Raw genomic sequence first — 25,910 nt, 5'->3', positions numbered from 1 at the left:
GGCGCTACTCCTTCATGCCCGCCAGGTCGCCGGGCCGGCCGCGCAGCACCGCGCCGGCCGACAGCAGCGTCGTGGCCAGGGTCAGCCCGAGGGCGCCGCCGACGACGGTGACGAGGATCCACGGGGAGCCCGTCGGGAGCGTCGTGCCGAGCACGCTCATGCTGAACGGCACCAGGGTCAGCGCCGCGACCAGCAGGCCGAGGACGATGCCGGCCACGGAGACCAGGACCGCCTCCATCGCCATCATCTGCATGACCTGCCGGCGGGTGGCCCCGATCAGCCGCTGGAGCATGAACTCGCGCCGCCGCTCGGTGGTGGCCAGCACCTGGGTGTTGACCAGGGCGATCGCGGCGTAGCCGACGACCACGGCGAGGACCAGGTACGCCATCCACGACTGGGTGTCGCTGTTGTCGGCGGCGACCGCGGTCAGCGCCTGCCGGTCGGTGATCCGCAGGCCGGGCTGCCGGTCGGCGAGGGTGCGCAGCGAAGCCTCCAGGGCGGCCCGGTCGGTGCCCGGCGCGGCGCTCACCATGATCTGGGGGACCAGGCCCGCGTCGGTGTGCCCCACCAGGACGGACGCCGGGACCAGGGCGGTCTCGTAGCCGCGCCTGCCGTCGACGGTGGCGACCAGCTTGAGATCCACCCGGGTTCCGTCGCCCAGGCGCATCGGCACCGTGTCCCCGATCTTCCGGTCTCCGGCGTACCGGGCGGGCAGGGCGACGGTGTCGCCGCGCAGTGCGCCGAGGCTGCCCGAGGCCGCCCGGAAGGAGGTGGTTTCGGCCACCCCCTCGGGGGTGACTCCCTGCATCGAAACCTCCTGGGGCTGCGGCGCACCGGACTCCCCGCCGCCGTCGTTCACGGCCGGGTCGAGGGGGACGTCGGGCTCGATGAAGCCGAGGCTGGGCACCTGGGCGGAGGCCGCCGCAACCCCGGGCAGCGCGCGGATCGCGTCCACCGTCTCCAGCGGCATGCCGCCGGACACCGAGGTGACCACCGCGTCGGCCCGCAGGCTCTCGTCGAACGCCTGGTCGGCGCCGTCCGCCTGGGTGGTCTGCATGTAGACGAGGCCCACGGCCAGGCCGGTGGCGAGCATGACGGGCATGACCGCGGCCGCGAGCCGGGCCGTACGGGCCTTGGCGTTGCGGGTGGCGAGGTGGCCGGAGAGGCCGGACACGGCACGCACGGGGCGGCGCAGCGAGGCCGTGATGCCGCGGGCCAGGACCGGGCCGAGCAGGCCGAAGCCCGTCGTCCACACCATCGCCGCCGGGGTGGCCACGCTGCCGGCGTCCGGCCCGTCCATCCCGGCCGTGCCGACGGCCATGGCGACCCCGCCGATCAGGCAGAGGAGGCCCAGGACCGAGCGGAAGCCGCTGAACCACTTGCGCTGGAGGCCGGCTTCGGCGAGCGCCTCGGTGGGCCGGGTGCGGGCCGCGCTGTTGGCCGCGATGAACGCGGCGCCGACGGCGGTGACGAAGGCGGTGCCGATGCCGACGATCAGCGGGACCGAGCCCGCGCGGAAGACGATCGAGTCCGGCACCACGCCGGCGTCGGCGAAGGCGCCGAGCAGCCAGCGCCCCACGCGGGGGCCGGGGATGCAGGCCAGGGCCGTCGCGATGGCCGCCAGCAGGACGGTCTCGCCCAGGATCAGCCGGCGCAGCTGGCCGGGGGTGGTGCCGATGGCCCGCAGCAGCGCCATCTCGCGCTGCCGCTGCTGGATGGACAGGCCCAGGGTGGAGGAGGCCACGAAGACGGTGACCATGGCGGACAGGCCGCCGAACGCGGCGGCCAGCGGGATCAGATCGCTGCCGTCGTCGATCACGCCGGGGTTCTCGGCGCGGCCGCGCTCGTCACCGGTCAGCACGGACACCTGCTGTCCGGCGACCGCCTTGCGGATGCCGTCGGCGACCGCGGCGACGTCCGCGCCGGGTGCCGGGAAGACGCCGATGTTGTCCACGGTGCCGGGGAGTCCGGCCGCGGCCTGGGCGGTGAGCGCGGCGGCGTCGGCGAGGAAGACGCCGTTCGCCTCGCCGTTGCCGGCCGCCACGCCGGACACCTCGTACGCCTTCGACGTGCCGCCGGAGCGCAGGTCGACCCTGGAGCCGGGCCGCAGCCCCGCCCGCTCCGCGAGCCGGCTGTCCACGACGACCTGGCCGGCGTCGGCGGGCGGGGCGCCCTGGGTGATCCGGTACGGGGTCAGGGCCGCGGAGGACCAGCCGTGGCCGGTGACCTGCGCGGCCGGACGGCCGCCGGCCGGCGCGAGGGCGCCGGGGAACGTCACGTCCGCGGCGGTGCTCCCCACACCGGGCACGGCCGCGATCTTCGCGGTCAGCGCCGCGTCGAACCGGACGCGCTCGGGGAAGACGAGCTCGCTGGAAGTGCCGAGGTAGCGCTGCTCCCCGGTCACGACGACGGGCGCCGCGGCGAGCCGCTGGGGCGGGGCCGCGTTGTGGATCCCCGTCTCCAGGAGGCCGCCGCAGGCCACGACGATGGTCGCGCCGAAGAACAGCGCGATGAACGAGGCGATGAAACCGCCCTTGTGGTAGCGCAGGGTGCGCAGCGCGATCCTGATCACCGCAGCGACCCCTGTGCCGCCGCGGCCGCCGCCGGGCGGGTGCCCCAGGCACCCAGGTGGGTCATGCGCTCGGCGACCTGGTCGGCGGTGGGCCGGTCCAGGTGGTCCACGATCCGGCCGTCCGCGAGGAACAGCACCCGGTCGGCGTGCGAGGCGGCGACCGGGTCGTGGGTGACCATCACGATGGTCTGGCCGGCCTGTTCGACGGCCTCGCGCAGCAGGGTCAGCACCTCGCGCGCCGTGTAGGTGTCCAGGGCGCCCGTCGGCTCGTCACCGAAGATGACCGCGGGCCGGGTGATGAGGGCCCGCGCGATGGCGACGCGCTGTTGCTGGCCGCCCGACAGCTCGCCGGGGCGGCGGTTCTCCCGGCCTCCGAGGCCGACCCGCTCCAGCACCTCGGCGACCGCGCCCTTCTGCGGCCGCTTGCCGGCGAGCCGCAGCGGCAGGGTCACGTTGTCCAGGACGGACAGCGCGGGGAGCAGGTTGAACGCCTGGAAGATGAAGCCGATCCGCTCGCGCCGGAACGTGGTGAGCTCCCGCTCCTTCAGCCGCGACAGGTCCACGCCGTCCAGCAGGACCGAGCCCGAGGTGGGGCGGTCCAGACCCGCCGCACAGTGCAGGAAGGTGCTCTTGCCGGAGCCGGAGGGGCCCATCACCGCGGTGAAGGTGCCCCGGTCGAGGCCGATGCTGACGTTGTCGAGAGCGGTGACCTCGTTCTTGGCGCCGCCGTAGACCTTCCGTACGGATTCCAGGCGGACGACGTGGCGACCCTGCGGGTCCGGTGTCCCTGTCGGTGTCCCTGTCATGCCGGTCATGCGGTGTCCTTCTGCTGGTGGCCGGCCCCTGGCGGGGCCGGCCGGGTGAGGGGTCTGGGTGGGGCAGGGTCAGGTGTGCGACCAGGAGCGGAACTGCCGCTGTCCGTAGAGGAGCGGCGGGTGGCTGTGCTGCCGGGTTATCCGGCGGGCCGCGCCGAAGACGGTGACGTGGTCGCCCATCCGCTGGGTCAGGACGACCTCGCAGTCCGCGACGGTGTGCGCGTCGCGGACGAGGTGCGGTCCGCCCGCGCCGGGCGGCTGCTCCCAGGGCACCAGCGCGAACCGGTCCGGGTTCCCCGAGGCGAACAGCTCGGCGGTCTCCCGGGCTTCCGCGTGCAGGAAGTTGACGGAGAACGAACCGGAGTTGAGGAGGGCCTGCAGCGTGGGGCTGCCGGCCCGCAGGCACACGAGCAGGGTCGGCGGGTCGAGCGAGACGCTGGTCACCGAGGAGCAGGTCATGCCGCGCGGCTCGCCGTCCAGGTCGCGGGTGGTGACGGCGCTGACCCCGGTGGGGAATTCGCTCATCAGCGCACGGAAGGCGTCGGGCGACGCCTGCGCGGCCGTGGCCGCGGTGGGCTGGGTGGTCATCGGGTGCTGCCTTCCATCGCGAGGGTGAGCTGGGGGTCGGCTGCGCCGGCCTTCCGGCTCCGGTCGGGCACTCGGCGCTCCCGGCGGTCGAGGAGGCCGAGGAGCGGGCCGGTCATCGCGGTGGTGGCGATGGCCATCACGACCAGGGCCAGGACCATGGGCGCGGTCAGGATCCCGGCGCTGAAGCCCGCCTGGAGCACGATCAGTTCGGTCAGCCCGCGGGTGTTCATGAGGGCGGCCACCCGGCGGGCGTCGGCCCGCGGCCGTCCGCCGAGCCGGGCGCCGGCGTAGCCGCCGATCGCCTTGCCCAGGCAGGCCAGCACGAAGGTGGCCAGGATGAGCACCCAGGACGCCTGGGAGAAGCTGCCGTTGAGCACCGTCACGCCCGTGACCACGAAGAACGCGGGCACCAGGAAGCGGCCGGAGCGGGCGATGCCGTCGACGGCGGGCGCCCAGGGCGCGTCCGCGTCCCGCGGGATGGCGAAGCCCACCAGCGCGGCCCCGACGATGGCGGTCATGCCCATCTTCTCCAGGGCGATCGCCACCGCCAGGGTGGCCGCCGCCAGCAGGACGGCGACCGCGCGCGGGGTCTTCCCGTACGCCCGGCGGGCGAGCGGGGTGCGCAGCGCGAACCGGATCGCCAGCGCGCAGACGCCGCCGACCGCCAGCGCCAGCGCCGAGCGCAGGAAGCCGGCGAGGCTGCCCTCGCCGAGGCTGATGGCGAGCATGCACAGGAGCCAGCCCACGGCGTCCACCGTGATGGCCGCGCCGAGCGCGACCCGGCCCGCCGAGGTCTCGGTCATGCCCCGGTCGGTGAGGATCCGCGCCATCACCGGTACGGCGGTGATGGACATCGATACGGCGATCATCAGGACGAACGCGGCCAGGGGGGCGTCACCGCGGGCGGCGGCGTCGTCGGTGGCGAGGATCAGCCCGGCCAGCAGGATGCCGCTGGCCAGCGGCGGGACCAGCGCGCCTGCCGCGACCCAGGCGGTGGTGCGGCGCGCCGGCGCTGCCGGGCCGGCCTGCAGCTTGTGGGCCAGGCCGACCAGGAACAGCGCGAGGGCCGCTTTGGAGATGAGCTTCAGGGTGTCCAGGACGGGCCCGGGGAGCACCGCGTCGAACGCCGAGGGCCCCATCAGGTGCAGGGCGGCCGGGCCGGCCAGGAGGCCCGCCGTGATCTCGCCGATCACCTCCGGCTGACGCAGCAGGCGGGCCGCGGCCCGCCCCGCCCAGGCGAGCAGCAGGATCACGGCGAGGATCGCCACGACGTGGGCGGAGCGGGTCAGGAGGTCGACAACTTCCATGCTTGGGGATCCCTTTCCGGCCGGCGGACCGGCATCAGCCGCGCAACTGGGAGAAGTAGTCGTACGCCTTGGGCAGCACCTCGGTGAGGCGGCGGGTCTTCTCGCGGATCGCCTCGAACTCGCGCTCCGCCGCGGTCGGATCGGCCAGCGCCAGGGCCGGGGACGCCTTCAGCTCGATGCCTCCCATGCCGAGCAGGATGCACATGTAGGAGTACGGCGGCAGGCCGTGGTAGTAGGGGTAGACGGTCTCGGAGTCCGGGAGCTGCGTCTTCCACTTCTCGATGCGCTCCGCCAGGGACTCGGGGATCGCGCGGGTCTTCGCGTCGCGCCAGTACTGGGTGTCGTTGCGCTTGGCCGCGACGTAGTGGAGTACGAGGAACTCGCGTACACCGTCCATGACATGGGCGATGGAGTCGTTGTACAGCTCGCGCTGGACCGGGTTCCAGTCCTCGCCGGGGAAGTTCTTGGCGAGCTGCTCGATCGCATGGTGGATGAAGAAGATGCCGGTGGACTCCAGGGGCTCGACGAAACCGCTGGACAGGCCGATCGCGACGCAGTTCTTGACCCAGGAGTTCTCGCTGCGCCCGATCCGCATGTTGATGTGGTTGGCCGGGACGTCCGCGGCGGCCGGGCCGACGAACTCGCGCAGCGTGCGCTCGGCCTCCTCCGGGGAGATGTAGTCCTTGGCGTAGACGTAGCCGGTGCCGACCCGGCCCATCAGCGGGATGGTCCAGATCCAGCCCGCGTCCTGGGCGGTGGCGGTGGTGCAGGGCAGGATGCCGCGGCGCTCCATGTCCATCGGGACCTGCAGGGCGACGGCGCTGTCGTTGGGCAGCGTGTCCTTGTACGAGATGAACGGCGTCTCCAGGGCCTGGTTGAGGAGCAGGCCGCGGAAGCCGGTGCAGTCGATGTAGAGGTCGCCGGTGATGTCGCCGTGGTCGGTGGTGGTGACGCCGGAGATCCAGCCCCGCTCGTCGAGCGTGACCTGCTCGACGTGGTCGACGACGTGCTTGACGCCGCGCTCGACCGAGTACTTCGTGAGGTACTTGGCCAGCAGCGCCGCCTCGAACTGGTAGGCGTACGGGAACTGCGTCTTGCCCTGGTGCTCGACCATGGTCAGGCCGGCCATCTCGTCGGCGCCCTCGACGAACGGCGAATCGATGAGCGTCCCGTCCTCGTGGCGGGGGCTGAGGCCGGCGTCGATGACCGAGGCCATGACGAAGCAGTCCTTGTCGAAGCGGTCCGTCGGGCCGTTCCGGAGCCACCAGTCGGTGAGCGGGAACCCGTTGACCGAGCGCATCTGCTCGAACGGGTGGTAGAAGTAGTGGCCCTTCTCCCGCCAGTTCTCGAACTTGACGGCGAGTTTGTACGTGGCGTTGCAGGCGGGCATCCAGTCCTTCTCCTTGAGTCCGAGGAACTCGAAGAAGTGGCGGATGTCGCTGAACGTCGCCTCGCCCACGCCGACGGCGCCGACGTGGCCCGACTCGACCAGCGTGATGTCGATGCGGTCGCCGAACGCGGCCTTGAAGTACGAGGCCGTCATCCAGCCCGCGGTGCCGCCGCCCACAATGACGATCTTGTTGAGCATCCTGTTGACTCCCCTGTAGCTGACTGATCGCGGATGACCGGAGCCTAGGAACGGGGATCGGGCGGCCACAGGCCTTTAAGCGGTCGGCTAATGTCCCAGGCGGCGGGCGAATTCCGGACACGTTTTCGGGCGTCAGCGCGGTGTCAGGGGAGACGGGCAGTATGCCGTCAGCGCGTCACCGCGGCAAGACCGCCGTCCCGGCCATACCACGTGGCCGATTTCCGGCTGCCCGGATGGTATTTCCCCCGATCGACCCGCCCGGGACAGCATGAGGGCCTGCCGAGATCAACGGGGGTTACAGAAATGGAAATCAACATACTGGGTTCCGCGTCCCTTTCCTGGGGAGACCGCACCTACGCCATGGCCTCGAAGCGGGTCACCTCGCTCCTGACCTTCCTGGCCCTCTCACCGCGCACCGCGGTGTCGTCCGACCAGATCGAGGACGAGCTCTGGGCGGACCAGCGGATGACCAACGCGCGCAACGCCCTCCAGGCCAACGTGCTGCGGCTGCGCAAGTACCTGGAGTCCCTCACCGGTGTGAAGGGCACCGAGCTGATCCGCACCGTGGGCAGCGGCTACCTGCTGGACCTGGCGCCCGAACGCGTCGACGCCCACCGCTTCCTGCGCCGCGCCGAGGCCGGCGCCGCCCTGGTCCACGAGGACCCGGCGCGGGCCATCACCGAACTGGAGCAGGCGCTCGCGCTGTGGCGCGGGCCGGCCCTGATGGACTCGGTGGACGGCATACGGATCCGGCTGGCCGCCTCCCACCTGGAGGAACGCCGCATCACCGCCTACGAGGACCTGATCACCGCCATGCTCACCGTCGCGGCGCACCGCATCTCCGTGCCCGAGCTGCGCCAGCTCGCCGTGGAGCACCCCGAGCGGGAGCGGCTGAGCGAACTGCTGATGCTGGCCCTGTACCGGGAGGGCCGGCAGGCCGAGGCGCTGGACGTGTTCCACGGCGCGCGGCGCCGGCTCGCCGGGGACCTCGGACTGGAGCCCGGCCGGGCCCTGAACCGTGCGTACCAGGCGATCCTCGAACAGGACGACGTGCTCGGAGAGCCGCGCCAGGCCCTCGTCTACGCCGGCCGGCGGGGCTGATCGCGGCCGCCGGCGGGTCCGGCCGCAGGCGGTCCGGTCCCGCCGGGGGTCCGGTCCCGCCGGGGGTCCGCCCTGTCGCACCGCTGAACCGCCACTGTCGTCCCGCTGACGTCCCGCAGGCGCCCCTTGTCCGCAAGCGGAACGCCGATACCGTGAAAGTGCGCATTCCGGCCGCTCCCCGTGCGCCGCCCTGCCCTCCACTCCCGCCATTCGGGGTGAGCGGTCCTGTGGGCGGCGCCGCCGCGCGGACGGAATTCGCTTTTCCGGGAACCGCCGACGGGGGCAGGACATGGAACTCGAATTGCGTCACGCTCGTATGGTCGTCACGATCAGCACCACCGGCAGCATTTCCGCGGGAGCCCAGGAACTGGGCCTCCCTCAGCCGAGTCTCACCGCCCAGCTCCGCCGTATCGAAAGGGCCGTGGGCGGCAGCCTCTTCGTCCGCTCCCGGTCCGGGGTGACCCCGACCGAGCTGGGCGCGCGGCTCGTGCCGCGCCTGGCCGACCTGGTGCGGCGGGCGGACGAGGTGATGGCCGAGGCGCTGGCCGCCTCCGGTGGCCCGCTGCGCCTGGGGAGCAGCGAGTGGACCCCGCCGACCCTGCGCGACGCCCTGCACGCCGCGCTGCCCGACACCACCGTGCAGACCCAGACGCTGAGCCCCGCCGCCGCCCTGGAGGCCGTGCGGCGCGGGGCACTGGCCGCGGCCCTCGTACCGCGGCTTCCGGGGACCGACGGCGGCGCCCACGACGACGGGGGCGACTGCCCCGACGGCGACGCCGCGCTGGGCGGCGCGCGGATCGTGCGGGAGCCGGTGTGGCTCGCCGTACCGCACGGCCATCCGCTCACCGCCTGCGGGCCGGTGCGCGCGGACGAGCTGGCCGGCCTCACCGACCGCTCCGGACTGGCCTGGGTGCGCTCCTCCCAGGAGCACTGGTTCCACGCCGTGGAGCGCGGTGTCCTCGGCGGATCCGCCCCGGCCCGGGTCCTGCACCATGTCAACAGCCACCAGGAGGCCATGCGCTGGGTGCGCGACATGGGGGTGGCCGCGCTGACCACGCCCTCCGGCGCCCTGCCGGGCGTGGCCCTGGTGCCGGTCACCGGGGCGGAGCGGGTCGAGCTGGTGCTCCGGTGGCGCAGCGGTGCGATCGACCGCGGGACGCTGCACACCCTGGTCGACACCCTGCGCGCGTACTACTGCGACTACGCCCGCTCCCAGCCGGGCTATTGGGCCTGGATGCAGCGACACCCCGGCGACTTCCCGGAGCTGCGCGGGCACCTCCCGGAGCCGGTCGGCGCCTGACGACGGCGGCGTCGGGGCCGGTACGGCCCGCGCCGGCGGTATCCCCGGGGCGGGCGGGCACGGCGCTTCAGCCGTGCGTCAGCGGCGGCTCAGCGAGCACTCAGCAGCTGGTCAGAACGCCGTCAGGGCGGCGTCAGGGCGGTCCGCCAGCATCGGCGGCATGACAACCGCAGCGAACCACCTCGACCTCGAAGCCCGCGACCGGATCAAGGAGATCATCTGCGACATCCTGGAGATCGAGCCCGAGGAGATGACCGACACCAGCCGCTTCAAGGAGGACCACGAGGCGGACTCCATGGGCGCCATCGAGATCCTCTCCCAGCTGGAGCGGATCTTCGGCGCCGACATCGACCAGGCCGAACTCGCCCGGATGGTCAACCTCAGCGCCGTCGTGACGGTCGTCGAGGAAGCCATGGCCGCCAAGTCCGACCCGGCCAACTAGGCCACGGCGCACACGACGACGGGAGCGCAGGGTGTACGACGACGAGCGGGCGCCGCGCCGGGTGGTGATCACCGGCCTCGGCACGGTCACCAGTATCGGCCTCGGTGTCACGGCCTTCCTGGACGGACTGCGGTCCGGACGCAGCGGGGTCAAGCCGATCACGGCCTTCGACACGACGGGCTTCGCCCACGCCAACGGGTGCGAGGTCGACGACTTCGACCCCGCGGATTGGATCCACCGGACCGAAACGGCGGAACTGGGCCGGGCCACCCAGTTCTCGATCGCCGCCGCCCGGATGGCCGTCGAGGATGCCGGCCTGACCCCGGAGGACCTCCGGGAGCGGAAGGTGCTGGTCTCGGTCGGCACCACCGACGCCGAGTCGCGCGACCTCGACCTGCTCGCCGGGCAGCAGCTGGAGCTCGGGCCGGAGCGGCTGGACCCGGGCGTGGTGCGCCGGGCCCAGGCCGGCCGGCTCTCCAGCGGCATCGTCCGCGAACTCGGTCTCGTCGACGTGGAGGCGCTGACCATCCCGACGGCCTGCGCGGCGGGCAACTACGCCATCGGCAGCGGCTTCGACGCCATCCGGGACGGAGACGTCGAAGCCGCGCTGTGCGGCGGCGCCGATGCCGTCTGCCGCAAGACCTTCACCGGCTTCTACCGGCTCGGCACCATCGCCCCGGAGGTCTGCCAGCCCTTCGACAAGGACCGCAAGGGCATCCTGACCGGCGAGGGCGCCGGCATCCTGCTGATGGAGAGCCTGGAGTCGGCGCTGGCGCGCGGCGCCCGGATCTACGCCGAAGTGCTCGGCTACGGACTCAGCTGCGACGCCCACCACCCCGTCGCACCCGACCAGGACGGCCTCGCCCGGTGCATCGAGGTGGCGCACCGCAACGCCGGGGTGAAGGCCGAGGACATCGACTTCATCTCCGCGCACGGCACCGGTACCCATGCCAACGACGTGACCGAGACCGGCGCGATCCGCCAGGTCTTCGACAACCCGCCGCCCACCATCTCCATCAAGTCCATGATCGGCCACTCCATGGGCGCGGCGAGCGCCCTCGCCTCCGCCGCCTGCGCGCTGGCCATCACCGAGGACTTCATCCCGCCCACCATCAACCACCGCGAGACCGACCCCGAGTGCGGGCTGGACTGCGTACCCAACGAGGCCCGGCCCGCCCGGCTGAACGTCGTGCAGAACAACGCCCTGGCCTTCGCGGGCAACAACGCCGTGCTGATCCTCGGCCGGTACGAGGAGGCCGCCTGATGTCCCCGACCCCTCTGGTCATCTCCGGCTGGTCGGCGGTCTCGCCGTTCGGCGTCGGCAGCGAGGCCTTCCGCAGCGGTATCTCCGCCGGGCGCACCTCGGTCCGGGCCGTCGACCCCGAGGCCTTCCCCGGCCCGTTCTCCGAGGGCGCCGTCGTCCCGGACTTCACCGCCGCCAAGTACGTCGGGAAGAAGGGGACCCGGACCATGGACCGGGTCACCGCCATCGCGGTCACCGCGGTCGGCGGCCTCATCGAGGGCTTCCGGGAGGACCTGGCCGCCCACCCGGAGCAGACCGCCCTGGTCCTCGGCACCGGATCCGGCAGCGTGCAGAGCATCATGGACTTCACCAAGGACGGGCTGGCCGGCGAGCGTCCGTACCACGTGGACGCGGCCCGCTTCCCGAACACCGTGATGAACCGGGCCGCCGGGCAGAGCGCCATCTGGCACGGCATCAAGGGCCCCAACACCACCGTGGCGGGCGGCTCCCTGACCGGTCTGCTCGCCCTCGGGTACGCGCTGCGGCTGCACCGCGGCGGCCACTGCTCCCGCGTCCTGGTGGGCGCCGCCGAGGAGTACTCGGCGCAGCGGTCCTGGCTGGAGTGGCACGGCCGCGTCGACGCCGAGCGGGACACCCCGCTCGGCGAGGGCAGCGCCGTCTTCCTCCTGGAGACCGCCGACGACGCGGCCGCCGCCGGGCGCGGCGCCCTCGCCCGGATCGGTGCCACCGGCTTCCGCGCCTTCCACGAGCCGGACGGGGCCCGCGAGGCACTCGCCGTCTGTGTGCGCGGAGCCCTGGAGAAGGCCGGGGTCGACGCCTCCGACGTACGGCTGGTGGCGCCGCTGGGCACCGGCGGTCCGCTCGTCGCACAGGAGGAGGCCGCCGTCGCCGACGTGCTCGGCGAGGACGCCGATCCCCGCTGGGTGCGGATCCGGCCCCTGGTCGGCGACACCTCGGCGGCGTCCGCCGCGCTCCAGCTGGCCGGGGTGCTCGCCGCGGCCGGCGAGCGGGGCCTGGCGCCCGGCGAGGCCGCGCTGGTCACCGGCATCGAACGGGACGGCCTGGTCGGCTGCGCGGTGCTCACCGGCTAGGGCGCGTGCGTGCCGGACCCCGCCGGCCAGGCGGGACGTCGACGGCACGACGACGACACGACCCGGGCGCGTCCGGTGGATCACCGCCGGACACCCCGACCCCCCACACGCCGGCGGCCGGCCGGGGACATTCACCCCCGTCCCGGCCGGCCGCCGGTTCGCCCGTATCCCGTCCGGCACCGGGCCCACGCCACCACCGAGGAGGAGCAAGCACATGTCCGCAACCGAACGCCGCGTCGCGCTGGTGACCGGGGGATCCCGGGGCATCGGCCGGCACGTCGTGACCCGCCTCGCGCGGGACGGCTACGACGTCGCCTTCTGCTACCAGTCCGACAAGGAGGCCGCCGACGCGGTGGCCGCCGAGGCCGCCGCGGCCGGGGCGCGCGTCCACACCGCGCGCACCGACGTCCGCGACCACGACGCCGTACGCGACTTCGTCCGCGGCACCGAGAAGGAGCTCGGCCCGCTGCACACGGTGGTCTCCTGCGCGGGCATCGTCCGCGACAACCCGCTCGTGATGCTGGCGCCCGAGGACTGGGACGCGGTCCTGCGCGTCAATCTGGACGGCACCTACAACCTCTGCAAGGCCGCCGTCTTCGCCATGATGAAGCGCCGCTCCGGCTCCGTGATCACCCTGTCCTCCGTGGCGGGCGTGTACGGCAACGCCACCCAGACCAACTACTCCGCGACCAAGGCCGGGATCATCGGGTTCACGAAGGCCCTGGCCAAGGAGAGCGGCCGGTACGGCATCCGCGCGAACGCCGTCGCCCCCGGCTTCATCGAGACCGACATGCTCGCCGGGCTCTCCGGCGACCACGTGAAGAAGATGACCGAGCGGATCCCGCTCGGCCGGTTCGGCCGACCCGAGGAGGTCGCCGACCTGGTCTCCTTCCTCGCCTCCGACCGCGCCTCCTACATCACCGGGCAGGTCTTCGGGATCGACGGCGGTCTCGTCGTCTGACGCACCCCGGGCCGCCGCGCGCCCCGCCCGGGTCCCGTCGTCCGACGCACCCGGGCCGCCGCTCGAGCCGGCCCCTCCACCCACGCAGCCAGGCCGACCGAAGGGTTCACCGTGCCCAAGAACAAGACGCCACGCTTCTACTTCTCGCTGCGCAGCCCGTACTCCTGGCTGGCGTACCGCGAGATCACCACCTTCCACCCGGACCTCGCCGAGCGCCTGGAGTGGGTCCCCTTCTTCGAACCGGACGAGCTGAGCGCGCGGCTGCTGACCGAACAGGGCGGCCGTTTCCCGTACTCGGAGATGTCCCGCGAGAAGAACCGCTACGTCCTCCAGGACGTCGGCCGGCTCACCAAGGCCCGCGGTCTCACGGTGACCTGGCCCGTGGACCGCGAGCCGGTGTGGGAGGTCCCCCACCTGGCCTACCTGGTCGCGGACCGGCACGGCCGCGGCCACGCCTTCATCGACGCCGTGTACCGGGCCCGGTTCGGCCGCGGCAAGGACATCTGCGACCCGGCCACCATCGAGGACATCGCCTTCGAGATCGGACTCGACCCGCGCGAGCTGGCCCATGCCAGCGACGTCCCGGAGATCCGCGCGCAGGGCATCAGGATCCTGCTCGACGTGTGCCGCGACGGCGTGTTCGGAGTGCCCTTCTTCGTCCACGGCTTCAGCCGCTTCTGGGGCATCGACCGGCTCGACGCGTTCGTCGCCCACCTGCGCGACCAGGAGGTGCCGGCCGGGTTCGTGCCGGAGCCGCTGTCGGCGATCGGCGCGGGCCGGGCCACCGACGACGGCCACGCGGGCGGCTGCGGCTGATCTGCTCCCGTCGCCCGTCAGGGCGCCATCAGTTCGCTTTCAGGCCGCCGTCAGCGCCCGCGGCCAGGATCGTGCCCGTTGACAGGGCGACACCAAAAACCTTCGCTAGGGGATAGCCATGACGCATGTTCAGACGGTCGGCGGCCTTCCGCTCACCGCCGGCCAGAAGGACATCTGGTTCGACGCGAAACTCTCTGGCGGGGGAGCCACCTACAACACCGCCATCTACTGGGACATCAAGGGCCCGCTGGACCACCTGCTCTTCCGCACCGCGCTGGAGCGGCTGGTCGAGGAGTCCGAGTGCCTGCGCACCCGGTTCACCGAAGTGGACGGAGAGCCCCGTCAGTTCGTCGAGCCGCTGACGGACCTGCCGCTGACGGTGACCGATGTCGCCGGGGCGGCCGACCCGGCCGCGGCCGCGCACGAGGCGATCCGCGCCGACCTGCGGGTGCCCTTCGCCCTGACCTCCGAGGACCGGCCGGGCGGCGCGGACGGAGCGGCGTACGAACCGCTGTTCCGGCTCAGCGTGTTCACGCTCGGACCCGAGCGCACCTTCTTCTGCCTGCTCAACCACCACCTGGTCTCCGACGGATTCAGCTACGTCATCTACTGGGAGCGGCTCGGGGCGATCTACCAGGCCCTGCTGGCCGGTACCGACCCCGGCGAGGGCCGCTTCCCGGCCCTGACGACCCTGCTCGACGCCGAGGCCGCCTACACCGGCTCGGCGCGCGCCGAGCGGGACCGCGCCTACTGGGAGGAACGTTTCACCGACCGGCCGGAACTGATCAGCCTCTCCACCGGCGACGCCGAGCCGGCGCAGACCTTCCTCCAGGAGCAGGGCGTCCTGCCCGAGGCCGTCGCCGAGCGGCTGCGCGCCGTGGCCTGGGAGTCCCGCGTCACCTGGCAGACCGTACTGGTCGCGGCGCTGGGCGCGTACACCGGCCGGATGGCCGGCACCGGGGACGTGCTGCTGTCCCTGCCCGTCACCGCCCGGGTCGGCGGTGACACCCAGAAGGTCCCCGGCATGGTGGTCAACTACCTGCCGCTGCGCCTCGCCCTGGACTCCGCCACCACCCGCGCCGACCTGCTCACCGGCGCCTACCGTTCCTTCTCGCAGGCCCTCAAGCACCAGCGCCACCGCGTCAGCCGGATCCGCCGCGCCATGGGCCTGCCCAGCGACGACCGCCGCCCCTTCGGCCCGTTCCTCAACATGATGCCGCAGGTGGAGAAGCTGGCCATCGGCCCCTGCGCGGCCACCATCCACAGCCCCTCCACCGGGCTGGTGGACGACCTGGAGTTCACCGTCGCCGACAAGGGCGACGCCGGCATCGGCATCGACCTCAGCGGCAACGAGGCCCGCTACACGCGCTCCGAGGTGCAGGCCCACCTCGCCCGCTTCACCTCCTACCTCGACCGGTTCCTCACCGCCGGCGCCGACGAGCCGCTGGCCGGCCTGGACCTGCTCTCCCCCGGCGAGGCCGGGGAACTGGCCGCCGCGCTCACCGGCCCGGACCGGCCCACGCCCTACCTGGGCGTCGTCGAGCGGATCCGCGCGCACGCCGCGCAGACGCCCGGCGCCCCGGCCGTCACCGACGACACCGGCACCCTCACCTACGCCCAGCTCGCCGGCCGCGCCGGCGCGCTCTCCCGCCACCTGTCCGGCACCGGCCCGGTCGCCCTCCTCACCGAGCCCGGCCGCGACTTCGTCACGGCCGAGGTGGCCGTCCTCGGCGCTGGACGCGCCTTCGTCCCCCTCGACCCGGGCGCCCCGCTGCCCCGGCTGACCGCGCTGCTGCGCGACAGCGGCGCCGCGTTCGTGCTCACCGACACCGCACACCGGGACCTCGCCGAGCGGGCCGCCGCGGCCGCCGGGGACGGCGCCCCGCTCCCCGTGCGCGAGATCGGCACCGAAGAGGACGCCCCCGACGCGCTGCCCCCCGTACTGGGCGGTCCGCAGGACCTGGCGTACGTCATCTACACCTCCGGCTCCACCGGCAAGCCGAAGGGCGCCATGGTGCAGCGCGGCGGCATGGTCAACCACCTGCTCGCCAAGATCGAGGAGCTGTCCCTGGACCGCTCCGACGCGCTCGTCCACAACGCCCCCGTCACCTTCGACGTCACCGTCTGGCAGACCCTGACCACCCTGCTCGTCGGCGGCCGGGTCCGTGCCTTCAGCCGCGCCGACGCCTCCGACCCCGACGCGCTGTTCACCACGATCGGCGCCGAGCGCCTGACCGTGCTGGAGGTCGTCCCGTCCCTGATGCGCGCCACCCTCGACGTGTGGGACGCGGCCGGCTCCGCCCCCGAACTGCCCGCTCTGCGCTGGATGATCTCCAACGGCGAGGCACTCCCGGCCGAGCTCTGCGCCCGCTGGTTCGCCCGCTACCCGGACATCGCCCTGGCCAACATGTACGGCCCGACCGAGTGCTCCGACGACGTCACGCACGCCTACGCCCTCACCCGCAGCGACCTCGACGCGATGGCGGCGCCGATCGTCCCCATCGGCCGGCCGCTGCGCAACACCCGCCTGTACGTCCTCGGCGACGACCTGCTGCCCGTCCCGCGCGGCGTGCGCGGCGAGCTGTACATCGCCGGGGCGGGCGTGGGGCGCGGCTACCTCGGCGACACCCGCCGCACCGCCGTCACCTTCCTGCCCGACCCCTTCGCGGCCGACGGCTCCCGCATGTACCGCACCGGCGACCTCGTGGAGCTGCGCCCCGACGGGCAGCTCGCCTTCGTCGGCCGCCGCGACCACCAGGTCAAGATCCGCGGGCAGCGCATCGAGCTCGGCGAGGTCGAGACGGCGCTCCGCGCGCTGCCGGGCATCGCCGACGCGGTCGCCGCGGCCGTCGCCGACCCGGCGGGGCACAAGCGCCTGGTGGGCTACCTGGAGCCGGAGCCCGGCACCTCCCCCGACACCGCCGCCCTGCGGGCCCTGCTCGCCGGCCGGCTGCCCGAGGCCCTCGTCCCCACCGTGCTCGTCACCCTCGACGCGCTGCCGCTCACCGCACACGGCAAGGTGGACCGCAAGGCACTGCCCGTCCCCGACCAGGTCGCCGCCGCCACCGCGGTCCGGGCCCCCCGGACCCCCGCGGAGGGGATCATCTGCGCGGTCCTGGCCGAGGTGCTGGGCCTGCCCGAAGTCGGCGTGGACGACAGCTTCTTCGCCCTGGGGGGCGACAGCATCAGCTCCATCCAGGTCGTCAGCCGGGCCCGCCGGGCCGGACTGGTCGTCACCGCGCGCGACGTGTTCAAGCACCGCACGCCGGCCGCGATCGCCGCCGCGTCCCGCCTGGCCGAGGCGGCCCCGACCGCCGCGGCCGCCGTCCTGGACGACGGCACCGGGGAGATCGAGCCGACCCCCATCTTCGACCGGCTGCGCGAGCAGCTGTCCGAACTGCCGGACGCGACCCGCGAGTTCGCCCAGTACATCGCCGTCAACGCACCCGCCGGCCTGACCCCGGCCGTCCTGGAGCCCGCCCTCCAGGCCGTCCTGGACCGGCACGACGCCCTGCGGCTGAAGCTCACCTCCCCGGTACCGGGCCTGTGGACGCAGGAGGCCCTGCCGGCCGGCGCGGTCGACGCCGCCGACGTCGTCACCCGGGTCACCGTGCCCGCCGGCGCCGACCGCGCCGCCGTGCTCGCCGAGCAGACCGCCGCCGCCCGGGCCCGGCTGCGCCCCGAGACCGGCCTCGTCGTCCAGGCGGTCCTGCTGGAGGAGGCGCCCGGCGCGGGTGGCCGGCTGCTGCTGGTCGTCCACCACCTCGCCGTGGACGGGGTGTCCTGGCGGATCCTGCTGCCCGACCTGGAAGCCGCCTGGCAGGCCGTCACCGAGGGCCGCACGCCCGCCCTCGACCCCGTCCCGACCTCCTTCCGGACCTGGGCCAAGGCCCTGTCCGCGGAGGCCCGCACCTCCCGCCGGGTGGCCGAACTCCCCCTGTGGAACGCCCAGTCGGCCGGTCCCGCCGAGCTCCTCGCCGACCGCCCGCTCGACCCGGCCGCCGACACCTGGGCCACGGCGGGACGGCTCCGCCTGGAGCTGCCCGCGGCGCTCACCGCCGACGTCCTCACCCGGGTCCCCGCCGCCCTGCACGCCGAGATCAACGAGGTGCTGCTCACCGGCCTCGCGCTCGCCGTCACCGGCCGCACCGGAGCCGGGGGCACCCGTACCGTCGTCGAGCTGGAGGGCCACGGCCGGGAGCAGATCGGCGACGGTCTCGACGTGTCCCGCACGGTCGGCTGGTTCACCAGCGCCTTCCCCGTCGCACTGGACGTCGGCGAACTGGACCGGGCCGAGGTCCTCGCCGGCGGCCCGGCCGCCGGCACCGCCCTCAAGCGGGTCAAGGCCGCCCTGCGCGCCCTGCCCGACCACGGCATCGGCTACGGCCTGCTGCGCCACGTCAACCCGCAGACCGCCCTGGTGCTCGCCCGGGCCGCCGTGCCCCAGATCGGCTTCAACTACCTGGGCCGGTTCGCCTCGGGCGACGGCGCCTGGGCGATCGAAGCCGGCGGCGCCGGCCTCACCGGCTCCCCCCGGACCCCGCTCCGCCAGCCCCTGGACCTGGTCGCGATGACCGAGGACCGCCCCGAGGGGCCGGTGCTGGTGGCCGAGTGGACCTGGCCCTCCGGCGCCCTCGACGAGAGCGCCGTACGGGAGATCGCCGAGGCGTGGTTCGCCGCGCTCGGCGCCCTCGCCGCACACGCCGGCCGGCCCGGCTCCGGCGCCCGGATCGCCGCCGACTTCCCGCTGGTCGACGTCGGTCAGGAGGAGGTCGACGCCTGGGAGCGCGAGCTGGACGGGCTCACCGACGTGCTACCGCTCTCCCCGCTCCAGCGCGGCCTGTTCTTCCAGGCCGAGTTCGACCGCCAGGGCATGGACGCCTACACCCTCCAGGTCGTCATGGACATCGGCGGCTCCCTGGACGTGGCCGCGCTGCGCGCCGCCGCCACCGCCCTGCTGGAGCGCAACCCGGCGCTGCGCGCCCGGTTCCGCGACCGCGAGCACGGCGACCCGGTGCAGCTGATCCCCGCGTCCGTCCCCCTGCCGTGGGTCGAGCACGACCTCACCGGCTCCGCGGACCCCGGCGCCGAGGCCGGCCGCCGTACCGAGGAGGAGTGGCTGGACCGCTTCGACGTGACCCGGGGACCGCTGACCCGCTTCACCGTCTACAAGCTGGGCGCCGAACGCCACCGCGTCGTGTGGACCACCCACCACATGCTGGTGGACGGATGGTCGCTGTCCGCCGTCCTCGCCGAGGAACTCGTCACCCTGTGGGGCAACGGCGCAGACCTCAGCGCCCTGCGCCCGGTGGCCCCCGGCCGCGCCTACCTGGAGTGGTCCGCCGCCCAGGACAAGCCGGCCGCCCGCGCCGCCTGGCAGCGGGAGCTCGACGGCATCGACGAGGCCACCCGGCTCGGTCCCGCCGACCGGGCGCGGGTCTCCGTCCTGCCCGAGACGTACACGGTGGAACTGCCCGAGCGGATCACCGCCGCGCTCACCCCGTGGGCCAACCGCCAGGGCCTGACGATGAACACCGTCGTCCAGGGGGCGTGGGCCGTCGTCCTGGGCGGCCTCACCGGCCGCAGCGACGTCACCTTCGGCGCGGTCGTCTCCGGACGGCCCGCGGACCTCCCCCAGGTCGAGCAGATGGTCGGCGCCTTCCTGCACACCCTGCCCGTACGGGCGGACCTGGATCCGGCCGTGCCCTTCGAGGAGATGCTGGCCGGCCTCCAGGACCGTCAGCTCGCCCTGGAGGAGCACCAGCACCTGGGCCTGGCCGAGGTGCAGCAGGGCGTCGGCATCGGCGAACTCTTCGACACCGTGGTCAGCTTCCACAACTACCCCGCGGCCGCCCTGGACGCGATCGGCTCCTACGTGCCCGGCCTGACGATGCTGGACTGGAAGGCCCGGGTCATCGCCGAGTACCCGCTCGCGGTCGGGGTGTTCCCCACCGGCGGGCAGGGCCTGCGGGTGGAGGCCCAGTACCGTCCCGACGTCTTCGACGCCGCCCGGGCCGAGGTCTTCGTCGACCGGTTCGCCCGCGTCCTGGAGCAGCTCGCCGACGCCCCGGACACCCCGCTGGGCCGGGTCGACGTGCTCACCGGCGGCGAGCGGGACCGGGTGCTCGGCACCTGGTCCGGCGCGGCCGCGGCCCGGCCGGCCGCCACCACCCTCGCGACGGCGGCGTTCGAGCGGTGGGCCCGGGTCTCGCCGGCCAAGCCCGCCGTCTCGCTCGGCGCCGAAGAGCTCGACTACGCCGAGCTGAACGCCCGCGCCAACCGGCTGGCCCGGCTGCTGGCCGCACGCGGCGTCGGCCCCGAGCAGCCCGTCGCCGTGATGCTGCCCCGCTCGCCCGGGCTGGTCGTCGCCGCACTCGCCGCGCTCAAGGCCGGCGCGGTGTTCCTCCCCGTGGACGCCGACTACCCGGCGGACCGCATCGGCTACATGCTCGAGGACGCCCGGCCGCCGGTCCTGCTGACGGACACGGCGACGGCGGCGCGCCCCGCCGGTCTGCCCGACCTCGCGGGTCTCGGGACCGTACCGGTCCTGCTGGACGCGCCGGAGACGGCCGCCCTGCTCGCCTCCCTCGGCGGGCACGACCTCACCGACGCCGAGCGGACGGCTCCCCTGCACCCGCAGAACACGGCCTACGTCATCTACACGTCCGGCTCCACCGGCCGCCCCAAGGGCGTCACCGTGGCCCACACCGGCCTGATGTCGATGGTCGCCAGCCTCTCCGACCGGTTCTGGCTCGACCACGACGTCCGGGTCCTGCAGTTCGCCTCGTTCAGCTTCGACGCCTCCGTCTTCGGCATCATGCTGGCGCTCCTGAACGGCGGCACCCTGGTCATCGCCGACGAGGAGGCCCGCAACCCCGGACAGCCGCTCGTCGACCTGATCAACGAGGCCCGCATCAACCTGGTCGCCCTGCCGCCCGTCGTGGTCGGCGGGCTGCCCGCCGACGCCACCCTGCCGGCAGACCTGCGGCTGGTGGTCACCGGCGAGGCGGTCCCGGCCGGGGTCGTCGAGCGCTGGGGCGGCTCGGTCAGGCTGTTCAACGGCTACGGGCCCACCGAGGCGGTCGTCGGCTGCACCGTCGCCGGCCCGCTGGCCCCGCAGGGCGGACGCCCGCCGATCGGCAAACCCACCAACGCCCACCGGGTGTACGTGCTCGACGGGAACCTGCGGCCCGTGGCCCCCGGCGTCACCGGCGAGCTGTACGTCGCCGGCGGCCTGGCCCGCGGCTACCTGGCCCGGCCCGGACTGACCGCGTCCCGGTTCGTCGCGGACCCGTACGGCCCGGCCGGCTCCCGGATGTACCGCACCGGCGACCTCGTGACGTGGCTGCCCGACGGGGACCTCGACTACCTGGACCGCGTCGACGACCAGGTCCAGCTCCGCGGCATCCGCATCGAGCTCGGCGAGATCTCCTCCGCCCTGCTCGCCCAGCCCGGCGTCGAACAGGCCGTCGTGGTCATGCGCGAGGACGAGGCGGGCGAGCGGCGCCTGGTCGCCTACGTCGTCGCCGGCTCCGCCGCCGGCCCGGCGGACACCGGCGTGCTGCGCGAACGGCTCGCCGCCGAACTCCCCGACTACATGGTCCCCTCGGCCGTGGTCGCCCTGGAGGAGCTTCCGCTCACCGCCCACGGCAAGCTGGACCGCGGAGCCCTGCCCGACCCGGACCTGGGCGCCGCCTCCCGCGGCCGCGCCCCCCGCACGCCCGTCGAGGGCATCCTGTGCGGGCTGTTCGCGGACGTCCTCGGCCTGGAGCAGGTCTCCATCGACGACGACTTCTTCGAGATCGGCGGGCACTCGCTGCTCGCCACCCGTCTGGTCAGCCGGGTCCGCAGCACCCTCGGCGTCGAACTGCCCATCCGGGCGCTGTTCGAGGCGAGGTCCGTGGTGGCCCTGGCCGGACAGGTCGCCCACGCCGCGCAGGCCCGGCCCGCGCTGGCACCGGCCGCGCCCGGAGGGGAGCGCCCGCTCTCCTTCAGCCAGCAGCGCCAGTGGTTCCTCAACCGGCGACAGGGCCGCGCGGACGGCTCGTACAACAGCGCCATGGCCTTCCGCCTGACCGGGAAGCTCGACACGGACGCGCTGCAGGCGGCCCTGGGGGACCTGGCGGCCCGGCACGAGGTGCTGCGGACCGTGATCCCCGAGCGGGACGGGACACCCGTGCCGCGGGTGCTGGACCCGGAAGCGGGAGCTCCGGTCCTCGGGACCGTGTCCGTCTTCACCGACCAGCTCGACACCGCACTGGCCTCCGAGGCCGACCGCGGCTTCGACCTCACCGAGGAACCCCCGCTGCGGGTCCGGCTGTTCCCGGCCGGCGCGGACTCCTTCGTCCTCCTGATCGTCCTGCACCACATCGCCTTCGACGGCTGGTCGATGGAACCGCTGCTCGACGACCTGGCCACCGCCTACCGGGCCCGGACCGGGGGGCGAGCCCCCCGGTGGGAGCCGCTGCCCGTGCAGTACTCCGACTTCGCCGTCTGGCAGCGCGAGCTGCTCGGCGACCCGGCCGACCCGGACGGGCTGGGCGAACGGCAGCTGGACTTCTGGCGCGACGCGCTGGCCGGCCTGCCGGAGGAGCTGCCGCTGGCCACGGACTTCCCCCGCCCCGAGGGCGGCGGCACCGCCGGTGACACGGTGATGTTCGAGGTGGACGCCGCTCTGCACGGCGCCCTCGCGGAGATCGCCCGGACCACCGGGAGCACCGAGTTCATCGTCTTCCAGGCGGCGCTCTCGGCCCTGCTGACGCGGTGGGGTGCCGGAACCGACATCCCGCTCGGGGTGTCCGTCGCCGGACGCACCGACGACGCCCTCGCCGGCATCGTCGGCATGTTCCTCAACACCCTGGTGCTGCGCGGCGACACCAGCGGCGACCCCACCTTCCGGGAGCTCCTGGAGCGGCTGCGGGAGACCGACCTCGCCGCCTACTCGCACCAGGACGTGCCGTTCGACCAGGTCGTGGACGCGCTCCGGCCGGCCCGCGCGCTGGGCCGCCACCCGCTGTTCCAGGTCTCGCTCACCGTGCAGCACGACGGGGTGCGCGTACCGGACCTGGTGGGGCTGACCGCCGAGCCCGAGTACGTCGGGTCCGACCAGGCCAAGCTCGACCTGGTGCTGGAGCTGTTCAACTGGCCCGGCCGGGAGGGCATGCGCGGTCTGCTGACCTTCAGCACCGCCCTGTTCACCCGGGAGACCGCGGAGCGGCTCGTCGAGCAGTTCCAGCAGGTGCTGCGGGCCGCCGCCGCCGACCCGGAGGTGCGCATCAGCGCCCTCGAGGCGGACCGCGGACCGGTCGGCACCCCGCTCGGCGCTCCGGCTGCCGCACTGATCGCGCGGGTCGCCGAGCGGATCGCGGCCGCCCCGCAGGACATCGCCGTCGGCTCCGGCTCCCGGGCCCTGTCGTACGGGGCACTGGACGAGCGCGCCCGGCAGCTGGCACCGCACCTCGCCCGGCAGGGCGCCGGCCCCGGCCGGGTCGTCGTCCTCGCCGTGCCGCGCGCCGCCGACCAGGCGGTCGCCGCGCTCGCGGTCCTCGGCACCGGTGCGGCGTACGTACCGGCCGGAGCCGAGGAGCCGAGCGAGCGGGTCCGCGCACTGGTGGAGGCGACCGCCGCGGTGGCCGTCCTCACCACCGAGGGGCTCGCCGGACGGCTCCGCAGCGCCGGTGTGCCGGTCGTGGTCCTGGACTCCCCCGAGGTGCGTTCCGGTGCGGCGCTCCCCCTGCCCGACCGGGCGCCGGACCAGGACGGGACCGCCTACCTGGTGCGCGCGGCCGACGGGTCGGCCTCCGCCACCCCCGTCAGCCACGCCGAGGCGGCCGTCCTGGCCGGCGTACCGGGGTCCGGGCTGTGGCAGGCCCTGCTCTCCGGCAACGGCACCCGGGTCCCGGACCGGCCGGGCCGCGACTGGTCCACCCCGGACCCGTCCTCCCCGGCGGCGGCCGGGACGCCCGCACCGCCGGCCGGGGAGGCCGCCGCAGCGCCCGCCGCGGAGGACTCCGCGAGCGACCCCGTCACGGCCGCGCTCCTGGGAATCGTCCACGACGTGCTCGCCAGTGACGCGGTCACCGCCGCGGAGAACTTCTTCGACGCCGGCATGGACAGCATGAAGTCCCTGCGGCTGGTCAGCCTGGCCCGCAAGGCCGGACTGAAGCTGAGCATCGCGGACGTCTTCGTCCACCAGAGCGTCGCCGCGCTGGCCGCGAGCCTGCGCCCGGAGCCCGAACCGGAGCCCGAACCGGAGCCCTCACCGGTCCCCGAGCCCGCCGTCGCCGCCCCGGCCCCCGAGTCGATGCGCAGCAGCGCCCGGGGCATGGCCGAGGCCATCGCGGAGGCCGACGGAATCGACCACGTCGAGCACTTCACCCCGATGCTGGCCATCCAGCCCGACGGCGACCGCGTCCCGCTGTTCTGCGTGCACAGCGGCGTGGGCCTGTCCCTCTCCTACCTGACGCTGGTGCCCTACCTCCACCCCGACCAGCCCGTCTACGCCCTCCAGTCGCCCACGGTGGTGGACGGCGCCCCGCTCCCGGAGAGCATGGAGGCGAACGCCGCGACGTACATCCGCCTGATCAAGGAGGTCCGGCCCGAGGGCCCGTACCACCTGCTGGGCTGGTCGTTCGGCGGACTGCTCGCCTACGAGATGGCCGTCCAGCTCCGGGCCGCCGGCGACGAGGTCGGCGTCCTGACCGTCATGGACTCCTTCCCGCGCACCGACGCGGTCGACGAGCGGGACGAACAGGTCCGGCTGGGCTGGCTGATGGAGGGCATCGGCCACCACCGCGACGAGTTCGCGGGACGCCGGCTCGTGCCGGACGACCTGTACGAGACCCTGCGCCGGGACGGCAACCCACTGGCCCGGATGGGCCAGGAGCGCCTCGCCCGGGTGGTGGACCTGATGGGCCGCCACCAGATCCTGAACACCCGCTACGAGCCGGGGGAGTACGCCGGAGCGGTCGAGCTCTTCCTGGCCGAGCACTCGCCCTGGGGCGAGGTGACCGACAAGGACGTCCTGTGGAAGGAGTTCATGACCGGCTCCGTGCGGGTCCACCGCATCGACTGCGCGCACGACGACATGCTGAACCCGGAGCCGCTGACCGCCATCGGCCCGGCCCTGCGGACCGCCCTCGACGCGTGGAAGGCCGGTGACCGGTCATGACGACCACCCTGCCGCGCCCCGCGGCCGAGCCGGACAAGACCGCCGTGACCGCCGCGACCGGGACGCCGCAGCTCGCGGCGGCCCGGCCGGCGGCCCTGCGGACGCTGCTCACCGAGGCCGGTGCCATCATCGGCCGCCGGCTGCGCCGGATGCGGCGCGCACCGGGCCGCTCGATCGGCATCGTCCTCAATCCGATGCTCTCGCTGATCATGCTCGGCTACCTGTTCCGCAACTCGATCCACCTGCCGCAGGGCGGCGACTACGTCGAGTACGTCTTCGCCGGCGGAGCCGTCCAGGTCGGCCTGGCCTGCGTCGGACCCACGGCCGTCTCCCTCGCCCTGGACCTCCAGGGCGGCCTGGTCGACCGCTTCCGCTCCCTGCCCATCAACCGGGCCTCGATACCGATCGGGCACACCGCCGCGGACTGGCTCGTGGGCATGGGCGGGCTGGGCACCACCGTCGTCATCGGCCTCGCCCTGGGCTGGCGTTCGCACACCGGGCTGGTGCCCACCCTGGCGGGCTTCGCCCTCATCGGCCTGTTCATCTACGCGATGCTGTGGCTCGGCGTGCTGCTGGCGCTGACCCTGCGCAGCGTCGAGACGATCAGCGTGGTGGCCCCGTTCATCGTGGTCGTCCTGCCCTTCCTGTCCAGCGCGTTCCTCTCGCCGCAGACCATGCCGGCGGCCCTGCGCCCGCTCGCCGAGTGGAATCCGGTCACCGCCGTCATCGCGTCCTGCCGCGACCTGTGGGGGAACCCGGACACGCCCAGCACCGGCTTCGCGGGCACCCATCCGCTCCTGGTCGTCACGGTCACCCTGACCGTGACCTTCGCGACCTGCGCGTTCGTGAGCCTGCGCCGCTTCCGTACGACGACCAGCTGAAGACCCGAGGACCC

Annotated in this window: 14 protein-coding genes; 9 read left to right on the top strand and 5 right to left on the bottom strand. The window is 74.0% G+C overall.

Annotation, left to right across the window (positions count from 1 at the left end; translation table 11 throughout):
* Positions 1-4: 4 nt before the first annotated feature.
* The 5 genes from ACIP5M_RS02920 to ACIP5M_RS02900 form a co-directional block, all read right to left on the bottom strand.
* On the bottom strand, positions 5-2,572 hold the full coding sequence (locus tag ACIP5M_RS02920) for an FtsX-like permease family protein (protein WP_401191116.1): 2,568 nt from the start codon (positions 2,570-2,572) through the stop codon (positions 5-7).
* On the bottom strand, positions 2,569-3,378 hold the full coding sequence (locus tag ACIP5M_RS02915; RefSeq protein WP_401191856.1) for an ABC transporter ATP-binding protein: 810 nt from the start codon (positions 3,376-3,378) through the stop codon (positions 2,569-2,571). Before ACIP5M_RS02915 ends, ACIP5M_RS02920 begins: the two co-directional genes overlap by 4 nt.
* Positions 3,379-3,456: 78 nt before the next feature.
* A complete protein-coding gene (locus ACIP5M_RS02910) occupies positions 3,457-3,975 on the bottom strand; it encodes a flavin reductase family protein (protein WP_401191114.1) in 519 nt (172 codons plus the stop codon).
* Positions 3,972-5,282: a cation:proton antiporter gene (locus ACIP5M_RS02905; RefSeq protein WP_401191112.1), complete on the bottom strand. Its 1,311-nt coding sequence runs from the start codon at positions 5,280-5,282 to the stop codon at positions 3,972-3,974. Before ACIP5M_RS02905 ends, ACIP5M_RS02910 begins: the two co-directional genes overlap by 4 nt.
* A 34-nt stretch (positions 5,283-5,316) precedes the next feature.
* Positions 5,317-6,870 carry a tryptophan halogenase family protein gene (locus ACIP5M_RS02900; RefSeq protein ID WP_401191110.1) on the bottom strand — a complete coding sequence of 518 codons (1,554 nt, stop codon included), beginning with the start codon at positions 6,868-6,870 and terminating at the stop codon, positions 5,317-5,319.
* A gap of 303 nt (positions 6,871-7,173) precedes the next feature.
* On the opposite strand from ACIP5M_RS02900, the gene ACIP5M_RS02895 reads away from it, so the two are divergent.
* The 9 genes from ACIP5M_RS02895 (at position 7,174) to ACIP5M_RS02855 (ending at position 25,896) form a co-directional block, all read left to right on the top strand.
* Complete coding sequence (locus tag ACIP5M_RS02895) at positions 7,174-7,971, top strand: BTAD domain-containing putative transcriptional regulator (protein ID WP_401191108.1); 798 nt, start codon at positions 7,174-7,176, stop codon at positions 7,969-7,971.
* Positions 7,972-8,272: 301 nt separating this feature from the next.
* A complete protein-coding gene (locus ACIP5M_RS02890; protein WP_401191106.1) occupies positions 8,273-9,271 on the top strand; it encodes a LysR family transcriptional regulator in 999 nt (332 codons plus the stop codon).
* Between the two features lie 160 nt (positions 9,272-9,431).
* Positions 9,432-9,713 (top strand): acyl carrier protein, encoded by a 282-nt coding sequence (locus ACIP5M_RS02885; protein ID WP_401191105.1) that lies wholly within the window; start codon positions 9,432-9,434, stop codon positions 9,711-9,713.
* A gap of 31 nt (positions 9,714-9,744) precedes the next feature.
* Positions 9,745-10,977, top strand: a complete 1,233-nt coding sequence (locus tag ACIP5M_RS02880) for a beta-ketoacyl-[acyl-carrier-protein] synthase family protein (protein WP_401191103.1) — start codon at positions 9,745-9,747, stop codon at positions 10,975-10,977.
* Positions 10,977-12,068, top strand: coding sequence for a beta-ketoacyl synthase N-terminal-like domain-containing protein (locus ACIP5M_RS02875; protein ID WP_401191101.1), 1,092 nt, complete (start codon positions 10,977-10,979; stop codon positions 12,066-12,068). Before ACIP5M_RS02880 ends, ACIP5M_RS02875 begins: the two co-directional genes overlap by 1 nt.
* A 214-nt stretch (positions 12,069-12,282) precedes the next feature.
* Positions 12,283-13,029, top strand: a complete 747-nt coding sequence (fabG, locus tag ACIP5M_RS02870) for a 3-oxoacyl-[acyl-carrier-protein] reductase (protein ID WP_401191099.1) — start codon at positions 12,283-12,285, stop codon at positions 13,027-13,029.
* Positions 13,030-13,140: 111 nt separating this feature from the next.
* Positions 13,141-13,845: a 2-hydroxychromene-2-carboxylate isomerase gene (locus ACIP5M_RS02865; RefSeq protein WP_401191097.1), complete on the top strand. Its 705-nt coding sequence runs from the start codon at positions 13,141-13,143 to the stop codon at positions 13,843-13,845.
* Positions 13,846-13,963: 118 nt separating this feature from the next.
* Entirely contained in the window at positions 13,964-25,015 is an 11,052-nt protein-coding gene (locus ACIP5M_RS02860; protein ID WP_401191095.1) for an amino acid adenylation domain-containing protein, read from the top strand.
* Entirely contained in the window at positions 25,012-25,896 is an 885-nt protein-coding gene (locus tag ACIP5M_RS02855; protein ID WP_401191093.1) for an ABC transporter permease, read from the top strand. Before ACIP5M_RS02860 ends, ACIP5M_RS02855 begins: the two co-directional genes overlap by 4 nt.
* Positions 25,897-25,910 lie beyond the last annotated feature (14 nt).

The organism is Streptomyces sp. NPDC088762, assembly GCF_044750905.1.
In the GTDB taxonomy this organism is placed as follows: domain Bacteria; phylum Actinomycetota; class Actinomycetes; order Streptomycetales; family Streptomycetaceae; genus Streptomyces.
This window is presented reverse-complemented; position numbering and strand designations above follow the sequence as displayed.